The 16,705-nt window shown below is 56.5% G+C and carries 16 protein-coding genes; all 16 read right to left on the bottom strand.

Annotated elements, in window-relative coordinates; translation table 11 throughout:
* Positions 1–2: 2 nt before the first annotated feature.
* Positions 3–1,379 carry a 3-phosphoshikimate 1-carboxyvinyltransferase gene (aroA, locus tag KGZ89_05170; protein ID MBS3974240.1) on the bottom strand — a complete coding sequence of 459 codons (1,377 nt, stop codon included), beginning with the start codon at positions 1,377–1,379 and terminating at the stop codon, positions 3–5.
* Positions 1,342–2,499 carry a prephenate dehydrogenase gene (locus KGZ89_05165; GenBank protein ID MBS3974239.1) on the bottom strand — a complete coding sequence of 386 codons (1,158 nt, stop codon included), beginning with the start codon at positions 2,497–2,499 and terminating at the stop codon, positions 1,342–1,344. Before KGZ89_05165 ends, aroA begins: the two co-directional genes overlap by 38 nt.
* Positions 2,500–3,651 (bottom strand): histidinol-phosphate transaminase, encoded by a 1,152-nt coding sequence (gene hisC / locus KGZ89_05160; GenBank protein ID MBS3974238.1) that lies wholly within the window; start codon positions 3,649–3,651, stop codon positions 2,500–2,502.
* Complete coding sequence (locus KGZ89_05155; protein MBS3974237.1) at positions 3,636–4,445, bottom strand: adenosylcobinamide-GDP ribazoletransferase; 810 nt, start codon at positions 4,443–4,445, stop codon at positions 3,636–3,638. Before KGZ89_05155 ends, hisC begins: the two co-directional genes overlap by 16 nt.
* On the bottom strand, positions 4,442–5,161 hold the full coding sequence (locus tag KGZ89_05150) for an rRNA pseudouridine synthase (GenBank protein ID MBS3974236.1): 720 nt from the start codon (positions 5,159–5,161) through the stop codon (positions 4,442–4,444). Before KGZ89_05150 ends, KGZ89_05155 begins: the two co-directional genes overlap by 4 nt.
* Complete coding sequence (gene scpB, locus KGZ89_05145; protein ID MBS3974235.1) at positions 5,161–5,793, bottom strand: SMC-Scp complex subunit ScpB; 633 nt, start codon at positions 5,791–5,793, stop codon at positions 5,161–5,163. The genes KGZ89_05150 and scpB overlap by 1 nt, the downstream gene beginning before the upstream one ends.
* Complete coding sequence (locus KGZ89_05140) at positions 5,790–6,572, bottom strand: segregation/condensation protein A (GenBank protein MBS3974234.1); 783 nt, start codon at positions 6,570–6,572, stop codon at positions 5,790–5,792. The genes scpB and KGZ89_05140 overlap by 4 nt, the downstream gene beginning before the upstream one ends.
* 14 nt (positions 6,573–6,586) lie before the next feature.
* Positions 6,587–7,582, bottom strand: coding sequence for a tryptophan--tRNA ligase (gene trpS, locus KGZ89_05135; GenBank protein ID MBS3974233.1), 996 nt, complete (start codon positions 7,580–7,582; stop codon positions 6,587–6,589).
* Positions 7,583–7,656: 74 nt separating this feature from the next.
* Positions 7,657–8,277, bottom strand: a complete 621-nt coding sequence (locus KGZ89_05130) for a site-2 protease family protein (GenBank protein ID MBS3974232.1) — start codon at positions 8,275–8,277, stop codon at positions 7,657–7,659.
* A 29-nt stretch (positions 8,278–8,306) separates the two neighbouring features.
* Positions 8,307–10,958, bottom strand: a complete 2,652-nt coding sequence (locus KGZ89_05125) for a CBS domain-containing protein (protein ID MBS3974231.1) — start codon at positions 10,956–10,958, stop codon at positions 8,307–8,309.
* Between the two features lie 16 nt (positions 10,959–10,974).
* Positions 10,975–12,279, bottom strand: a complete 1,305-nt coding sequence (locus tag KGZ89_05120; GenBank protein ID MBS3974230.1) for a thymidine phosphorylase — start codon at positions 12,277–12,279, stop codon at positions 10,975–10,977.
* On the bottom strand, positions 12,276–13,475 hold the full coding sequence (locus KGZ89_05115) for a phosphopentomutase (protein MBS3974229.1): 1,200 nt from the start codon (positions 13,473–13,475) through the stop codon (positions 12,276–12,278). The genes KGZ89_05120 and KGZ89_05115 overlap by 4 nt, the downstream gene beginning before the upstream one ends.
* Positions 13,472–15,139 (bottom strand): Flp pilus assembly complex ATPase component TadA, encoded by a 1,668-nt coding sequence (tadA, locus tag KGZ89_05110; GenBank protein MBS3974228.1) that lies wholly within the window; start codon positions 15,137–15,139, stop codon positions 13,472–13,474. Before tadA ends, KGZ89_05115 begins: the two co-directional genes overlap by 4 nt.
* A gap of 49 nt (positions 15,140–15,188) precedes the next feature.
* The gene (locus tag KGZ89_05105) at positions 15,189–15,473 is read right to left on the bottom strand and encodes a hypothetical protein (GenBank protein MBS3974227.1); all 285 of its coding nucleotides are present in this window, start codon (positions 15,471–15,473) and stop codon (positions 15,189–15,191) included.
* 88 nt (positions 15,474–15,561) lie between these two features.
* Positions 15,562–15,828 carry a hypothetical protein gene (locus tag KGZ89_05100; GenBank protein MBS3974226.1) on the bottom strand — a complete coding sequence of 89 codons (267 nt, stop codon included), beginning with the start codon at positions 15,826–15,828 and terminating at the stop codon, positions 15,562–15,564.
* Positions 15,829–16,120: 292 nt separating this feature from the next.
* A complete protein-coding gene (gene msrA, locus KGZ89_05095) occupies positions 16,121–16,642 on the bottom strand; it encodes a peptide-methionine (S)-S-oxide reductase MsrA (GenBank protein MBS3974225.1) in 522 nt (173 codons plus the stop codon).
* Positions 16,643–16,705 lie beyond the last annotated feature (63 nt).

Raw genomic sequence — 16,705 nt, 5'->3', positions numbered from 1 at the left:
TGTCACCACGCACCTAGCGAGGCCATATCGTCGGCAAACCCCGGGTAGGAAACACTTACTGCTTCAAACCTGTCGATCTCTATATGCTCCGCAGCCGCCAGCCCGGCAACCGCCCACACCATCGCGAGTCGATGATCCCCAAGGGAGTCGAGAGAGGCAGAGGCGAAGCCTGCGCGGTGGCCTGGCAGATCGGAGATTCCATCGACCTCAAGCGTACTCTCCGAGGCCCGGGCGTTTACTCCAAGCGCGACCATTCCGTCATAGATAGCCTGGAGACGATCGCTCTCCTTCACGCGAAGTTCGCCGACACCCTCAAAACGAGTTGTCCCTGCGGCGGTCGCGGCTATAAGTGCAAGCACCGGGATCTCGTCAACCAGCGCGGGAACCTCCTCGGCGGTTACAACCGTCGGATTCAGCCGAGAAGTGAATTGTGCGACGATTGAGCCTACCGGTTCGCCGCCTTGGAGGCCATCCTCGACGTTGACCTCGATGTCCGCGCCCATTCGCTCCAGGACGCGCAAAAATCCGATCCGGGTCGGATTCAGGCAAACATCGTGGATAACGACCTTGCTGCCAGGGACAACAAGCGCTGCGGCGACGATAAAGGCAGCCGAAGAAGGATCGGCCGGAACCGAGAGATCGGATGCTCGCAGCAAGACCGGTCCCTCGACCCAAGCCCGAAGCTTCTCGGGATCACGTCCCACCCTCACACCGAAGGACTCCAGCATTCTTTCGGTATGATCGCGGCTCGGCGCTGGCTCGATGACCACGGTTTTTCCTTTGGCGTTGAGCCCGGCGAGTAGCACCGCGCTTTTTACCTGCGCGCTTGAAACAGGTGTGGCGTATTCGATTGGCTTTAGGGTCCCGCCCGTCACGACCATGGGGAGACGGTCTTGCGTGGCTTGAAAGATGGCGCCCATCATCGTCAGAGGATCGGTGACCCTTCGCATCGGACGTCTGGATAGAGACTCATCGCCAGAGAGTGTAACGCTGATAGGCCATGGCGCGATGATCCCACATATCAATCGAGCGGTAGTTCCACTGTTCCCGCAGTCGATCACAGACGCAACCGGCACAGGCCCTCTCGCACCCCAACCAACGACCTCGACTGTCAGTCCTGACTGATCTTCAGAGAGAACGCGAACTTCGGCGCCGAGCGCCCGTACGGCAGCCATCGTCGAGTGAACGTCTTCGCTATTGAGCACCCCGGTGATCCGGGAGACGCCTTCGGCCATGGCGGCGAACATAACGGATCTGTGCGAGAGAGACTTATCACTCGGGACACGAATCTCGCCTTTTATCGGTTGTGCTGAACGCGATACTCGAAATTTCACTGCAAAATCACTCCAGAGGCTCAATGGGCCTGAACAACGGATCATATCCGCAAGAAACAAGCTCCCTGAAAAGCCTGTCGAAATCACCTTCATCGGTAAGGGCGAGCACAAGCAGCGCCGTGTCCTCGGAGATGTGATCTATCTCGATCGCTTCGATGTTACATCCAGCCCGCCCGACCGCCGCTGTTACCTCACTGATGACGCCTGGTTTGTCCACCATCGGAATTATGACTTCGGTTAGACGTTCTGTAGCAGGAACCCACTGAGCCGGAAGTGCGCGCCGGACATCGGCTGCGTGCGCGAGCCATGCGCGTAGCGCTTCACCATCACGAGCTCGAACTTTGCCGGCGAAATCCGAGAGAACCGCTATGAGCTCATCGACCCCAGCGGCGATGGCGTCCGCATTGTCCAGACAGATGCCCGTCCAAAGATCGGGACTACCAGCGGCAATGCGGGTTGTATCCTTGAAGCCGCCAGCAGCAAGACGCAGCAGCTCATCGCCCTCACCTGCATGAATTTTGGCGAGATCGACGAGTGCGGATGCGGTTACGTGGGGAACGTGACTAATGATAGCTACCGCGCTGTCGTGCTCGTTGGCATCGACAGATAGAACCCGCGCGCCCAAAGAGCCAACGAATGCGTGCAACTTCCGAAAGGCCTCGGCGTTGGTCTCACGTGTTGGGGTAAGCACATAGTACGCACCCTTGAAGAGGTCGGGTCGGGCCGCGGTCACACCGCTGACCTCCGATCCCGCCATCGGATGACCGCCGACAAAAGCGCCGGGATCCTTCAGGTGTCGCTGCGCGGCCTCCAGCACCTTGCGCTTTGTCGATGCTACATCGGTTATGACGCCCTCGAACCCGGATGCCCCTAAAACCTGAAACCACTCCTCGGCAGATGATGCGGGAGTCGCCAGCAAAACCAGATCACAGGCAAGACCGCTGGCACTATCGGCGCCAAGCCAGGAGTTGACTACCGAGTCTGCAGGGGTGGCTCCTTCATCGATCAGGTTGTGTTCGAGCGCGAACTCCAACGAAGCGACGTCCATATCGATACCGACTATATACTGACGCGGATCGAGCCGTTTTGCGGCAGAGGCAATCGAGCCGCCGATAAGCCCCACGCCGATTATGCAGATTCTAGGAAACTCCAACTTCCCGCCCATCTATACATTTCCGCCGAGACGAACGCTTGCGTTCCCAAAAGCTTCAATTACTGCATCGGTATCTTCCGGTGAGGCTACCGTTACCCTCAAAGCAGGGGTATCACCGAAATCTCTGACGATAATACCCTCTCCGAGCAAAGCCTCAAAAAGCTCTTTGGGCCGATCGCACTTCAGATAAACGAAATTTGCCTGCGAAGCGGCGTACTCGAATCCCAGCTCATCAAAAGCTTCACAGAGCCGCGTCCTACACTCGGCGTTTTCCCGTGTCCGTCTGTCGATCTCATCGTAAGCCATCATGGAGTAGTATGCCGCTATCTGCCCCAACATGTTCGTATTGAACGGCTCCCGAAGTTTATCGACTGCGACTCGCACAGGCTCGGGAAGCACACCATAGCCGATGCGAAGCCCGGCTAGCGAATATATCTTGGAGAATGTCCGAAGAACGCATAGGGGACGCGATCCGTCAAAGTACTCCAATGCGTCTGGAAAGTGCTCATCGGTTACAAACTCGAAGTATGCTTCATCTGCGACAACAAGAACGTGCTCGGGGACCTCGCTCAAAAATCGCTCGAACGCCAGTCGGTGGTAGATGGTGCCCGTCGGATTATTTGGATTGCACAGAAAGACGATTCTCGTACGTTCGGTTATGGCCTGAAGCATCCTGTCTAAATCGTGAGTGTCCGTCTCACTCAAGGGCACTCTTACGGCGGTAGCGCCAAACATCTGAGCAACCATCGGGTAGACCACAAAGCTCGGCCAGGAGAACACAACCTCATCACCTGGGCGCAAGACCGCCTGAGCTATGAGGCGAATCAACTCGTTGGAGCCAGCGCCGACAGCAACATTGGCGTGATCGACGTCCAGCCACTTGGCGATGCGTCGCTTTAGCGCTCGGGCTGAGCCGTCGGGATAGCGGTTCACTCTAGAAGAGAGCGCGGCTATTGCGCGCAGGGCCTCGGGTACAGGTCCGGCGTGATACTCGTTGCTCGATACCTTGATGAAATCGTCTCGGCCAAAGCGCTTCCTTAGCTCCGATGCCCTAAGACCCGGAGTGTAAGGAGTCATGTCATCAAGCTCTTTGCGAATGAGCGCACTGTAATCCACAGATCCTCCGATCAAAGGCCTGAAGTCTTCTTTCACCAGCTCAGCCATATCGCGGCAATCACCAGACAGATCATCTCGGTGACTAGAGAGCTGGCGTTAGTGACTTCGCGCGTCACGCCGCGAAAGCGCTCAGCAAGTTGATGAGGCACCGTCAAGGCTATGAAAAGCCCCGCCGCCGCCCACATCAAGCCTGAGCGGTCATAAAAGTGAAACATTCCGTAGCCGAGAGCGACAACTGCGAGGGCGAAGATCAGCAAACCTATTGCGTTCGGGCGGCCGATAAGCCCGGAAAATCGCTCTTGCGGGCTCGCAATGGCGCCAAGCCAACTCCCGAACATCGCCGAGAAACGACCCAGCATGGGTACGGCTGCCAGCAGGAGAATGGCTTGTCCGCTTACCAATATCAGCGAAATTGAGCCGATGCAAACAAACGTTGCCAGAGCCACAGCGGCAGCGCCTTTAGTTCCGATAGAATCGGCGACAAGTCGCTCTACCCTTAGAACCGGAGTACCCCCACCCCACCAGGCATCAGCCACTGCGGCGAGACCGGAAAAGTGGATCAGCCTAGAGAGTAGATGCTGAAGCGCAACAAGAAGTGCAGCGAAGAGTACGGCCCCGCGAGCCAGCAACTCCCCTTGCCCGCTATCAGCGTTCACAGCACCTATAGCCACGAGCGGAGCAACGGTCGCTACGCCGAGAAGTGCGCCCACCCAGGGAAACCATGGGGTTATAGCTGGAGTCGGTGCAGTTTTTGCCTTTGGGCCTGGGATGATGGTAAGCAACGCGAGTGCTTCATGGATATCGCTTATCGGCCTCATCGGCGTTTTCTGTAGCTGGCTCAACTGTCATCTCCAATCCTGAGCAAACTCTCGATCTCCGCATCGGTCAGATGGCGCCAATGCCCACTTGCAAGATCCCCTAGCGACAGCGGGCCAAAAGATACCCTGTGCAAGAGCAATACCGGGTTCGATATCGCAGCAAACATGCGCCTTACCTGCCGCTTTCTACCCTCTGTGATCGTCAGATGCACGAGGGTCTTGTCTTTCGCCTCATCGAGCAACACGGTCTTAGCGGGTAAAGTAAGTCCATCGTCGAGCTCGATACCTTCGGTGAGCTTGCGCACCTGATCATCGGTAACAGGGTACTTTACCCTAACTTCATACACCTTCTGAACATGATACTTCGGATGAAGCAATCTGAATCCCAATTCCCCATTGTTTGTAAAGAGCAACGCTCCGGTTGTCTCCTTATCCAGCCGCCCAACCGGAAAAAGTCCAGCAAAGTCATCGGGAACAAGATCGCTTACCGTAGGCCGGTCGAACGGATCGCCCATCGAAGTGATATAACCAGCGGGCTTATTCAGCATGATGTACACAAAGCTCTCATCGCGTGAGACAGCGCGGCCATCGACCTCAACGAGATCGACCGCGGGGTCTATCCGCTCTGCCAGACCCGTGACAACGACGCCGTTTACGCTCACCCTCCCTGAAGCGATCAGCTTTTCGCTGGCTCGGCGAGAAGCTACCCCGCAGCGCGCCAGGAACTTCTGCAGTCTCATCACTCGGATTCCGCCGAACCCTCCCGATCCTCGAGCGCAAGCTCATCTAGCGATGAGCCATCGAGCGCACCCAAGCGCTCTCTGATGGCACGCTCGGTTCTGGGATCCGGGGCGAACTCTTCGAGCGGAGGCAGATCATCGAGGCTTTTTAGCCCAAACTTCTCCAGAAACGAGCGGGTCGTCCCGTAGAGAATCGCGTTGTTGTGGTTTTTGTCGCGTCCCGTCTCGCGAACGAGGCCCTTGTCTACCAGGGAGCTGATGACGCCTTCGGAGTTAACGCCGCGCACAGCGTTGACCCCAGCTCTTGTGACCGGCTGGTGGTACGCGATAACCGCGAGAGCCTCAAGTGCGGCCTGCGTGATTCGCCTGGTGTCCCATGAGAGTATGTAGCTCTCGATCTGTTCGTGATACGCCGGGTGTGTGTAGAGGCGCCATCCGCCGGCAGCCTCTCTTAGCTGGAAACCTCGCTCCTCGGCAAGATACTCCGCTTGCAGTTCGCTTAGCGCCGAGGCGACAACCGCCTCTTCTGCCTCAAGAGCCCGCGCAAGATGCGCGATGCTGACCGGCTCATCGCTAACGAACAACAGGGCCTCGAGTGCACCCTTCAAGTGTGTCCGGCTACTGGCGCTCATAGTTCCTCCTCCAACCAAAAAGGCGATTCAGCCGCCTCCTTGTCGATCAACTCAATTATGATGTCGCCGAAAAGGTCGTCCTGCCGAACACTGGCGATACCTCGCTTGTATAGCTCCAGCACCGCGAGAAACCCTGCGACTAACACCTCCGGGGTCACAGCTGAGCCTTCATACATCCGGCTGAAGCGTACTATTTTCTCCCTCACAAGTCGCGATGCAAGATCACGACAGTGCGCTTCGAGTGAGATCGGCTTGGTGGCGACATGATCGGCGGCCAAAAGGAATGTTCGCCTCCGAGATACCAGATCCGCACAGATAACAGCAAGCGTATGGAGGGTGACTCCGCCGAGATAGTCCGGCGTCAAATTGACAAACGGGGTCTCGATTCCCGCATTGCGCGGATGCGTCCTTGCCGAGGACTCCATCCGAGCGCCCAGCTCCAGTGCGACGTTCTTGAACTGCTGATACGCCAACAATCTGGCGACAAGAAGATCTCGCGCTTCGTCAATGGGAAGGTCATCGAGCTCATCGCCTACAAGAAAAGGCATCTCCTTTGGAGCCAGTGATGAAGCTTTGATCTCCAGTAGAGTCGCGGCAACCAACAGAAAGTCACTGGCGACATCGAGATCAAGATCGTTCATTCGATCGACGTAGTGAAGATACTGGTCGGTGATCTCTACGATGGAGATCGCGTTGATATCAAGCCTCTGGCGTGAGACCAGGTGCAAGAGCAGATCGAAGGGACCTTCGAAAACCGATGTTTTTACCTTGTAAGCCAACGGTTCAACTGTCCTTATGTAGTGTCTATCGCCAGATTGCGCCTGCAGTGCTGAAGGACCTCTTCGGCCAGGGGTAACACCCTCTTCGCGCCCGCATCGAGCACCTGCCATGCGAAGTCCGGTGTCGCGCTCAAAGCCGCACGCCTCTCTCGGAACTCGGCAAGATAATCGATGAGGTCATCGGCGAACTTCTTCTTGTGAGCGACACATCCGCAACGAGCGGCTCGGCAACAGACGTCCCACTCAGCGATCTCTTCGTCGCTTGCAATCAGCTTATGGATCTGGTGGAGAGGACAGATATCCGGATCTCCAGGATCGGTTTTGAGCTTGCGGGCGGGATCGGTGATCATCGACATGACTTTGGCGCGAATCTCATCTGGGGTATCGGCTATATAGATGGCGTTGCCGTACGATTTCGACATCTTGCGACCATCGGTACCCGGAACTCGCGCCCCTTGAGTCGCAAGAACCGCCTGGGGCTCCCTGAGATAGTCGCCGTACGCATTGTTGAAGCGACGGACGATCTCGCGAGTGAGCTCCAAGTGCGGGAGCTGGTCTTCTCCAACTGGAACGACATCCGATCGCACGATTGCGATGTCGGCGGCTTGCAGCAGTGGGTAGAGGAAGAATCCTACATTTCCGAGATCCTTGTCGACGACCTGCTCGCGTTGTTCCTTGTAGCTGGGGACTCTTTCCAGCCATGACATCGGGGTGACCATGGTGAAGTACATCATGAGCTCAGCCACTTGAGGCACGTCGGACTGCCTGTAGATTGTGCACTTCTCGGGATCCAATCCAGCGGCACACCAATCGAGCACCATCTCCTCGCTAAAAGAGCGTATTTGGCTGGTGTCCGACCATTCGCTTGTGAGGGCGTGCCAATCGGCGATGAAGTAGTATGCGTCGTAATCATGCTGAAGTTGAAGCATGTTGCCAAGATTGCCGAACCAGTGGCCCAGATGGAGCTTTCCGGTAGGCCGGTATCCGGTAAGTGCCCGTTTTCTGATCATCTTCTGACAGCTTTCCTTATCACGCGGTGACGGATGGGATTTCGAATGCGATTGTACCTGACCGGCGAGCTATGCTAGCCGATGCCTGCGAAAAGATTCAGCAGCGGCGTTACCGTCAAGCCAAAATACCAACCTAGCGGATTAAGCCCTGTGAGTTGCGGCAAAAGGAACACCGCAGCGATGAGGATCACCAGTCCGTACTGCTCTGCCTGGTGGTATATGCGCATCTTGCGATCGTCAAGGAAAAGCGGGATGATCCGCGATCCATCGAGTGGCGGCAACGGTATCAAGTTGAAGAACATCAACACCAGGTTCAAAAGGGCAAACCTCAATAGTATATAGCCGAGAATAGCCGCAGCGATTCCCTCGCCCATGAAGGCAGTCGCCCGAAACGCCAACCCCGCAGCGAGTGCCATCATGAGGTTCGTTGCTGGCCCGGCTATGCCAGTCAAAAACATGCCGACGCGCTGGTTGGCAAAGGCCGCTGTATTGACCGGTACCGGCTTGGCGTAACCGAACGCCATCTGGCCGCCGCTTCCGACAAGAAGTATCAGTGGTAGCAAGAGCGTTCCAAACGGATCGACATGACGTATCGGATTGAGAGAGAGTCTCCCTTGATTTTTAGCGGTACTGTCGCCGAGGAGGTAGGCCACATAGCCGTGCGCTACCTCGTGAAAGACAATTGCCGGAATCATGAGTAGCACGCCGATCGCTATACTAATGATCAACTCGGTCGACACAGATTCTCCTCACATTTTTCTGCTTTACGCTGATGTTTTGCGATAAGGCGACCCAACGACGCCAGCTCCTGCTCTCTGCCAACGGCGCGGCCATCGAGCCTGATGTCGAGAGCCTCGGCAAGTATAGCGGAATATGCCGGTCCGGGAGTTAGTCCCGCTGCAGTCAGGTCGTCACCGGTCACAGCGCATCTAATGCGGGAGAGCTCCTGGATGTATCTTTCCACACGAGGTCTGGCCTTCTCATCCGCCATCGACCACAGCCAGACGAGGGCCTCATCCGGTATTGGCTTGAGCAGATGGTACAACCTGCTATCACGCATCTTGCGGTTGTTGCTCAGGGCCTTCAACAAGGATGGCCCTTTATCCGCCACCGCGATGGCCGCCTGCGAATACTCACGGCCAAAGCGCAGGTGCTTGAGCCATCGCTCGGCAATAGGCCTTTTTGCGCCATGAAGTAAAGACGCGATCAGAACGACTCTACGCCGAGGAGTACGGGCAAACCACTGTGCGATCTCAAAGTAGGCCCGCTCGGTTGCCTGAAGTGACCTGATGACGCTTGAGGGATCTGCATGCGCATAGAAGAGCACGCCCAATGCCCCGAGCTCAAGCAATCGCTCAAATACCGCGGAGGGCGACTCCTCGTCGATGATGTCGAGCATCTCCTCGCGAATCCGGGCGCCGGAAACCTCCTTGAGTAGATTCATCCCAACGGCTCTTTGCGCCGATTCTTCGCTCGTCGGCTCGAGCCGAAAACCGAATTTCTTCTCAAAGCGCGCCGCGCGCAGTATTCTCGTCGGGTCCTCGATAAACGAAAGAGTGTGCAAAGCCCGAAGGCTCTGTCGCTCCAGATCCTTGAGCCCTCCAAAAGGATCGGCTATCTGACCGAAGCATTCAGGGTTTATGCAAACCGCCATCGCGTTGATCGAAAAATCCCTGCGGAAAAGGTCCTGTCGCAAGGAAGAACGCTCCACTGTCGGAAGTGCGCCGGGACGTGTGTAGTACTCGGTGCGGGCGCTTGTCACATCGATATGAAGCGTCCTTGACATGATGAGAATCGCGGTCCCAAAACGTCTGTGTATCTTGACCCTGACCCCAAATCGCTTCGCTGCGGCGAGCGCAAAATCGACGCCGTCGCCCTCGATTACAACATCTATATCCAGATTTGGACGTCCGAGCAAGATATCTCTGACAAAACCGCCGACAACGTGTGCGCGAACGTTGCGTTCCTCGGCAAACATCCCTATCTCTTGCAGTATCTGGCCAGCTTTAGGTGGCAGGAGAGACTCGACGCCAAATAGGAACTGCGTTTTGCGTCTCTCCCGGATCCCCGGAGCTTTTCTGTCAAGATATTCATCGCCGTGTTGTGCGCGAAGAAGGTCTTTTCGTGTGACGATCCCGATAAGCTCGTCGCCTTTTACGACCGGTAATCGGCCGATACCGGCGGTCGCCAGCAATCGCTCGAGCTCGGAAAGATCGGTGTCGGGAGAGACAGAGAGAACCTCGCGAGCCATGAACCCGCGAACAGGGGCGTGATCAAGAGTGTGGCGGTGCGCCTTGTCGTAATCCTTGCGGGTCACAAGGCCAACTATCCGGGAGTCCGCCACAACTGGCAATCCACCGTGCCCCCAGCGCATCATGAGCGCTCCGGCCGCTCTCATCGATTCGTCCGGGCCGATAACCCTTACCGGCGAAGACATGATGTCCGATGCCCTAAGCGGCGGTCTGACCTCAGCTTCCAATGCCTGGCGAATATCGCTTAGCAGCGAATCAAGAGAGTCCCCGCGAAAAGCGGCTGAGGCGGCCTGCGGATGCCCTCCTCCCCCGATTCGAGCCATGACAGCCCCGACATCAATCTCCGGCATCCTGGAGCGCGCGACGACCTGGGTTCTCTCGGGCATTTCAATGATCGCTATCGCGACGCGGTGACCCATGTCCTCGGTGATATAGTGCGTAAGCACGCTCGCGCTGTCGACGTATCTGTCTGTGCTTGCCCAGCTAACGACGATCGACTGGCCATTGATCTGCCAGACCTGAAGTGATGCGATGAGCATGTCGAGTAACTCACGCTGCGAAGCGTCGAGTGTGCGGGAGAGAAACTGATTTACAACCTCAAGATCGGCGCCTGCCTCCATCAAAAACGTGGCAGCCTGCGCATCATACGCTGTCGCTCCGGGGTACGTCAGGGATCCTGTGTCCTCATGAATACCGAGAAGCAACAGGCTCGCCTCCAGTGGCGTGAGTTGAATTCCGCGTGTGTGTATCTCGTGCACCAGGATAGATGTCGTCGCGCCGACCTGCATCGAGCGATCATCTGTAACCGCAAGATCGCCTTGAGCTGGTGGATGGTGATCATAGATGATGATCTCGACGTCGGCGCGTCTGGCGACCTCACTGAGCTCACCGATCCTACCAGGATCGCGAGTATCCACAATGATCATCCGCGTAATCGCGTCTAAATCGAGCCCTTTCAAGTCGACAAGGTCCAGGAAATCCTGGTGCAGATTGTGAAAAGCGCGCACGTTCGGGTTTTGCGTACCCAGATAAACCCCTTTGGCGCCGGGAAACAGCTTCGTCGCGGCTACCATGGCGGCGTAAGCATCAAAATCAGGATTTGCGTGTCCGACTACGATCTGCACATCTGGCCCAAGGTGGCTAATCGACAGGAATAAGGATCGGTCCTGGCAATACCGGCTCTTCACTGATCATAACCGCAGAGAGAAATCTTTGCTCCGCCGAGACAAAAAGTTGCTCGTCAGAGGTGAAAAGTGTCGCGATTGTCTCACCAACACTCACATGGTCCCCTTTTCGTTTATGAAGCCTGATACCCGCTCCAGGATCTATCAAATCATCGGTCCTGACTCGGCCTGCCCCCAGAATCATCGCCGCTCGCCCTACACTTTCAGCATCGAAGGCAGATATATACCCTGTCTGGGTAGCCGCAACTGACCTCGCATATGCTGCCTGCGGCAACAGCTCGGGACGCCTTGCGACATCCGGATTTCCACCCTGGCACTCTATCCACTGAGCAAACTTGTCAAGCGCCCGGCCTGAAGCAAGTGCGTCTTCCAGGAGAGCTCGCGCCTCATCTTGATCGCTTGCGACCTCACCTAAGGTCATCATAATGGCCCCCAGCGACATGACAACCTCATGAAGCTCACGTGATCCTCTGCCGCTAAGCATCTCGATGGCTTCGTGAACCTCGAGTGAGTTTCCGATGGAGGTACCGAGCGGCTGATCCATATCGGTCAGCACGCACACCACCTTCTTGCCCAAAGCGCCACCGACTCGTTTTAGCTCCTGTGCCAGCGTCAAGGCTTCCTGCTCGGATTTCATAAAAGCGCCGGAGCCGACCTTCACGTCCAGTACGATGGCGTCCGCGCCACCGGCGATCTTTTTCGAGATAATGCTCGCGACGATCAAAGGCACGCTTGGCACAGTGGCGGTCACATCGCGAAGGGCGTATATGAGCTTGTCGGCAGGATCAATCTTCGGGCTTTGAGCGATCACCGCAATTCCGATATTTCGCACCTGCTCGATAAACTCACCCGGCGCAAGCTCGACCCGAAACCCTGGAATTGCCTCGAGTTTGTCGAGGGTTCCACCAGTATGACCCAAGCCGCGGCCAGACATCTTGGCGACAGGCACCCCGCTCGCAGCGACTAGCGGGGCTACTATGAGTGTCGTCGTATCGGCCACCCCGCCTGTTGAATGTTTGTCGACTTTGACTCCCTCAATCGACGTCAAATCCAAAATCTCTCCGGAGCGAACCATCGCGTCTGTAATCCAGACGGTTTCATCTGCGGAAAGGCCATTGATATAGGCCGCCATCAACCATGCAGCCATCTGGTAGTCGGGCATCTCCCCTCTGGCGAACCCGAGAATGATGCGGTCGATCTCTTCCGGGGTATGCGAGCGGCCGTCTCGTTTGACCTCGATTAGCTCTTCGAATGTCTTCATGCGGATCTCATCTCACTCAGAAACGAAGCACCCCATGTACGTTTCTCGGCGATGCCATAGAAGTCAAGAATGGTAGCTCCGATGTCGGCGAAGGTCGACCTGACACCCAGCGAGACTCCCCTATCCAGACCCTTGATATAGCCGATGAGCGGAGTATGCTCCCTTGAATGATCGGTGGAAGGAGTCGTAGGATCGCATCCGTGATCGGCGGTGATGATGAGCAGATCGCCCATATTCATGGCGTCTAACAACTCCGGCATCCGGGCATCAACGTCATGAAGTCCTCGGGCAAACCCCTCAGCATCGTTGCGATGACCCCAGATCATGTCGAAATCAACAAGATTGGCGAACACAAATCCCGAATCATCGGAGGCAACCCTGTCGACAAGCCTTGAAAACCCGTCCATGTTGTCCGTTGTATGGGGCGACTCACAGACACCCTGCCATGCAAAGATTTCACCGATCTTTCCGATGCCGTAGGTGACTACACCGTTCTCGGCCAAGGTGTCCAAGACCGTTCTCTCGAATGGAGGTATCGCAAAATCACGACGCCGGTGAGTGCGAACGTATCTCCCGTCACTATCGGGTCCAATAAAAGGCCTCGCGATCACGCGTCCGACAGCGTGCTCGCCGACACACACCTTCTCGCGAGCTATGGAACACACATCGTAAAGACGCGAAATATCGATGACCTGCTCATGTGCGGCGATCTGAAACACGGAATCGGCGCTTGTGTACACAATGGGAAAACCTGTCTTTTCGTGTTCCTCGCCGAGTTCTTGGATGATCTCCGTGCCACTTGCGGGGTAGTTGCCAAGCCAGCCAAGGCCTGTGTAGCGTGTAAACGCTTCGAGAACATCGGCGGGAAAACCTTGCGGGTATGTGGGAAATGGCCGAGGAATCACTAAGCCCATCATCTCCCAGTGTCCGGTGGTCGTGTCTTTTCCGGCACTCGCCTCTCTGTTTCGGCCCCAGGAAGCGATCGGCTCGGCTGTCGGTGGAACTCCCGGGATCGACAAAATGTTGCCTAGCCCCATCTTTTGCAGGTTCGGGGTATCGAGCCCTCCGACAGCGTTAGCAACGTTGGCAAGAGTGTTAGAACCGCTGTCGCCATACTCCGCAGCGTCCGGAAGAGCGCCAGCTCCTACGCCATCGAGAACGAGAAGTATCGCACGACCCCCTGAGTAGCCCCTCACTCAAACACCACCCGATCAACCTCATCCAGGGAGGTCACCCCGTCTACGACCTTGTTCAGGCCATCTCTTCGCAGCGGAATCATGCCGGCAGCGAGCGACAGATCCCTGAGGCGCTCGGCTGGAGCTCTATCCAAAAACGCAACGACCATTTCATCGTGCATCTCCATAACCTCAAAGATTCCAAGGCGCCCCTTGTAACCGGAGTCACCACACTTCTCGCAACCTCCTGGACCAAAGAGCACCACAGATGCGGCCTCTTCCGGCAAGAAACCCGCGGCCAGCAGCCTGGATTTCGGGACCTTTAGTGGGATCTTGCACTCTTGACACAACGCTCTTACGAGCCGTTGCGCGACTACGCCCGCGATAGCTGAGGACGTAATGTAGGGTGCCACTCCCATGTCAGTTAGCCTTGTAAGGGCTGACGGAGCATTGTTCGTGTGGATCGAGGTCAGAACCAGGTGACCCGTCAGGGCAGAGCGAATCGCTATCTCGGCGGTTTCCGGGTCGCGAACCTCGCCAACCATTACGACATCGGGGTCCGATCGCAATATCGTCCGAAGTCCTGCCGAGAACGTAAGGCCGATGCGAGCGTTCACCGCCATCTGGGTAACTCCCGCGAGTTGATATTCGACCGGATCCTCAATCGTAATGATCTTACGGGCAGGATCGTTGATCTCGTGCAATATAGCGTAGAGGGTTGTCGATTTTCCCGATCCGGTAGGCCCGGATACAAGCACTGCGCCGTACGACTTCTTGATCAGCCGATAGAGAGCTTCCTCGTGCGACTTGCACAGGCCAAGATCATCAATGGAGTGAAAGGATAGCTCAGAGTTGAGTATCCGAAGCGTTATCGCCTCGCCGTGCGGCGTAGGAAGACTTGCCACCCTGATGTCCACCGGGCGATCATCAACTCTGACGGATATTCTCCCATCTTGCGGGCGCCTTCTCTCGGCGATATCCATCTCGGACATGATCTTCAATCTGCTGATCGCGCCCGCTTTAACGCTAGCGGGCAACTCCATCACCTTTCTCAAGACCCCGTCCACGCGATAGCGGATGGTCATCGATTTCTCGCCGGGCTCAAAGTGAATATCGCTGGCCCCATCATTTACGGCCTCGCGAACCAGCTGGTTGACGAGCCGAACGATAGGAACGTCCTCGGCTATCTGAAGATCAAACTGTGTTTCGTCTACATCCTGAGCATTGTCAACTATGTCTTGAAGCGCATCGGCAGAGACGATATATCTATCGATGGCATGCCTTATCTGTGTAGGCGCTGTGACCACGGGGCGAACGTGATAGCCCGTTCGGAGCTCGACGTCATCGATCGATTCAATATCTAAGGGGTTGGCCATGGCAAGCGTCAGTTCCCCGTCACTAAGAGCAATGGGGATGATCCGGTTCCGCTTGGCCATTCGCTCCGGTATCAGCTGTGCGACCGCCCTGTCCACCGGGTAAGTGAGCAGCGAAACGTGCTCCAATCCCTTTTGGCTCGCCAGAGCGCTCGCGATCATATCTTCACTCAGCACCAATTGGCGAACGAATATCTCGCCGAGCTTGCCCCCCTCGCGCGCCTGAACTGCCAGTGCGTCTGCCAGCTGCTCAGGAGTTACCATCCCTTCAGCGATCAACAGGTCGCCAATACGCTCACGCTTGTAATCCACTGATTCCTCCAAGCGACGTAGAGTTCATATTGCCAAATGCCCTGTATATCTACAAGCGATTGCGCAAAGCACTAACTAACCACTCAACTAGCATAAATATACCTGCAGTCAGGGCGGCATTAGCATCGAATACGCCGCCGAAAGGTGTCTTGACCAGGTTGATGCCGAGTGGAATCGTGATTATCGATCCGAGTTCAACAACAGTCTGTCCGATTGGATGAGCGGATAGTGCCCCAAAAAAGCGAACGGTTGTCACCACAACCATCGCAGCTGCCAATATCACAAAAAGATTTACAACTAGAGTAAGAAGCGTGGTGAGCGGATTCGCGCGCATGGGTATCTCCAAGACCGGGGCCAGTAGCTACATAATTATGCAGGTGAACCCGCGGAGATTCCAGCGAGATAAAACGCACCGGTGCTGATCAGCGCAAACTATCAGAAAGTATCCGCGCGATCATCTTTTCAGCGACCAGGGCCGCTTCTGGCGGATGTCCAACGATAGCCTGACGCGCTTGCCAAATCCGATCTTCTCGAGAATCAGGTAACTTCAGGAGTTCATTGCAAACTTTACCGAGAAAACCAGGGCATACCGGTGCACCCGCTGAATACTCCCGTGCCGGAAGGTCATAAGGGCTTGCCATCTGAAGATACTCTATGGCTTTTTGTGCTTGCTCGCTTGAGATGATCATGCAAGGTCTATCGTCACAAACTGACTCAGACTTTATCGTATAAACGAAAAATGATCGACGAATTAGGCACGCCATCATGCGGAAAATTAAGGGAGCCCCAAGGCCGGCACCTTGAGGCTCAGGGGTAAGGGGGTTGCGCTCTCGCGCAACACACTGACATTCTAGTAGCTTGACCGGGAAAAAGCAACAAAACGTCTCGGCGCATTCCCGAACAGAGCCGCTGAAGCTGCTAGTGCCTACTCAATCGCTCGCAGCACCTCGGCGCGAGCAGCATGACGCTGCCTGCCCTCTGCTACTCGAAGTGCGACGCGTCCGGGACGGCTTCGGCAGCCTTCGCGAACAGCCGGAAGTCGATGTGGCAGTACCCGCCGGGATTCTTGTCGAGGTAGTCCTGGTGGTACTCCTCGGCCGAGGTGTAGGCGCCCAGTAGCTCGACCTCAACGACGACAGGCTCCGCGTACTGTTCCTGGAGCTTCGCGACCGAGCGCTTGATGAGCGGAAGGTCGGCGGGGTCGCTGTAGTAGATGCCGGTGCGGTACTGCGTGCCGACATCGTTGCCCTGCCGGTTGAGCGAGGTCGGGTCGATGGCCTCGAAGAAGATCTTGAGCAGGAACGGCAGAGGCGCGACGGACTGGTCATAGTCGACGCGCACGGTCTCCGCATATCCGGTCCGGCCGGTGACGACGTCACTGTACGTGGGCGAGTCGGTCGTGCCGTTGGCGTACCCGGCCTCTGTCGAGCTCACGCCACGCACTGAAGCCATGAGCTTCTCGACACCCCAGAAGCACCCTCCGGCAAGATAGATCGTGGCCATGTCGTCTCCTTCAGTGATGGCGGGCGAAGGCGGCGTTATCGTCCTCAGGCTCCCGGCACCGCG

This window comes from Actinomycetota bacterium (assembly GCA_018334075.1).
Lineage (GTDB): Bacteria > Actinomycetota > Coriobacteriia > Anaerosomatales > UBA912 > JAGXSC01.
Note: the sequence above shows the minus strand (reverse complement) of the source record. Positions and strands in the feature narration are given on the sequence as shown.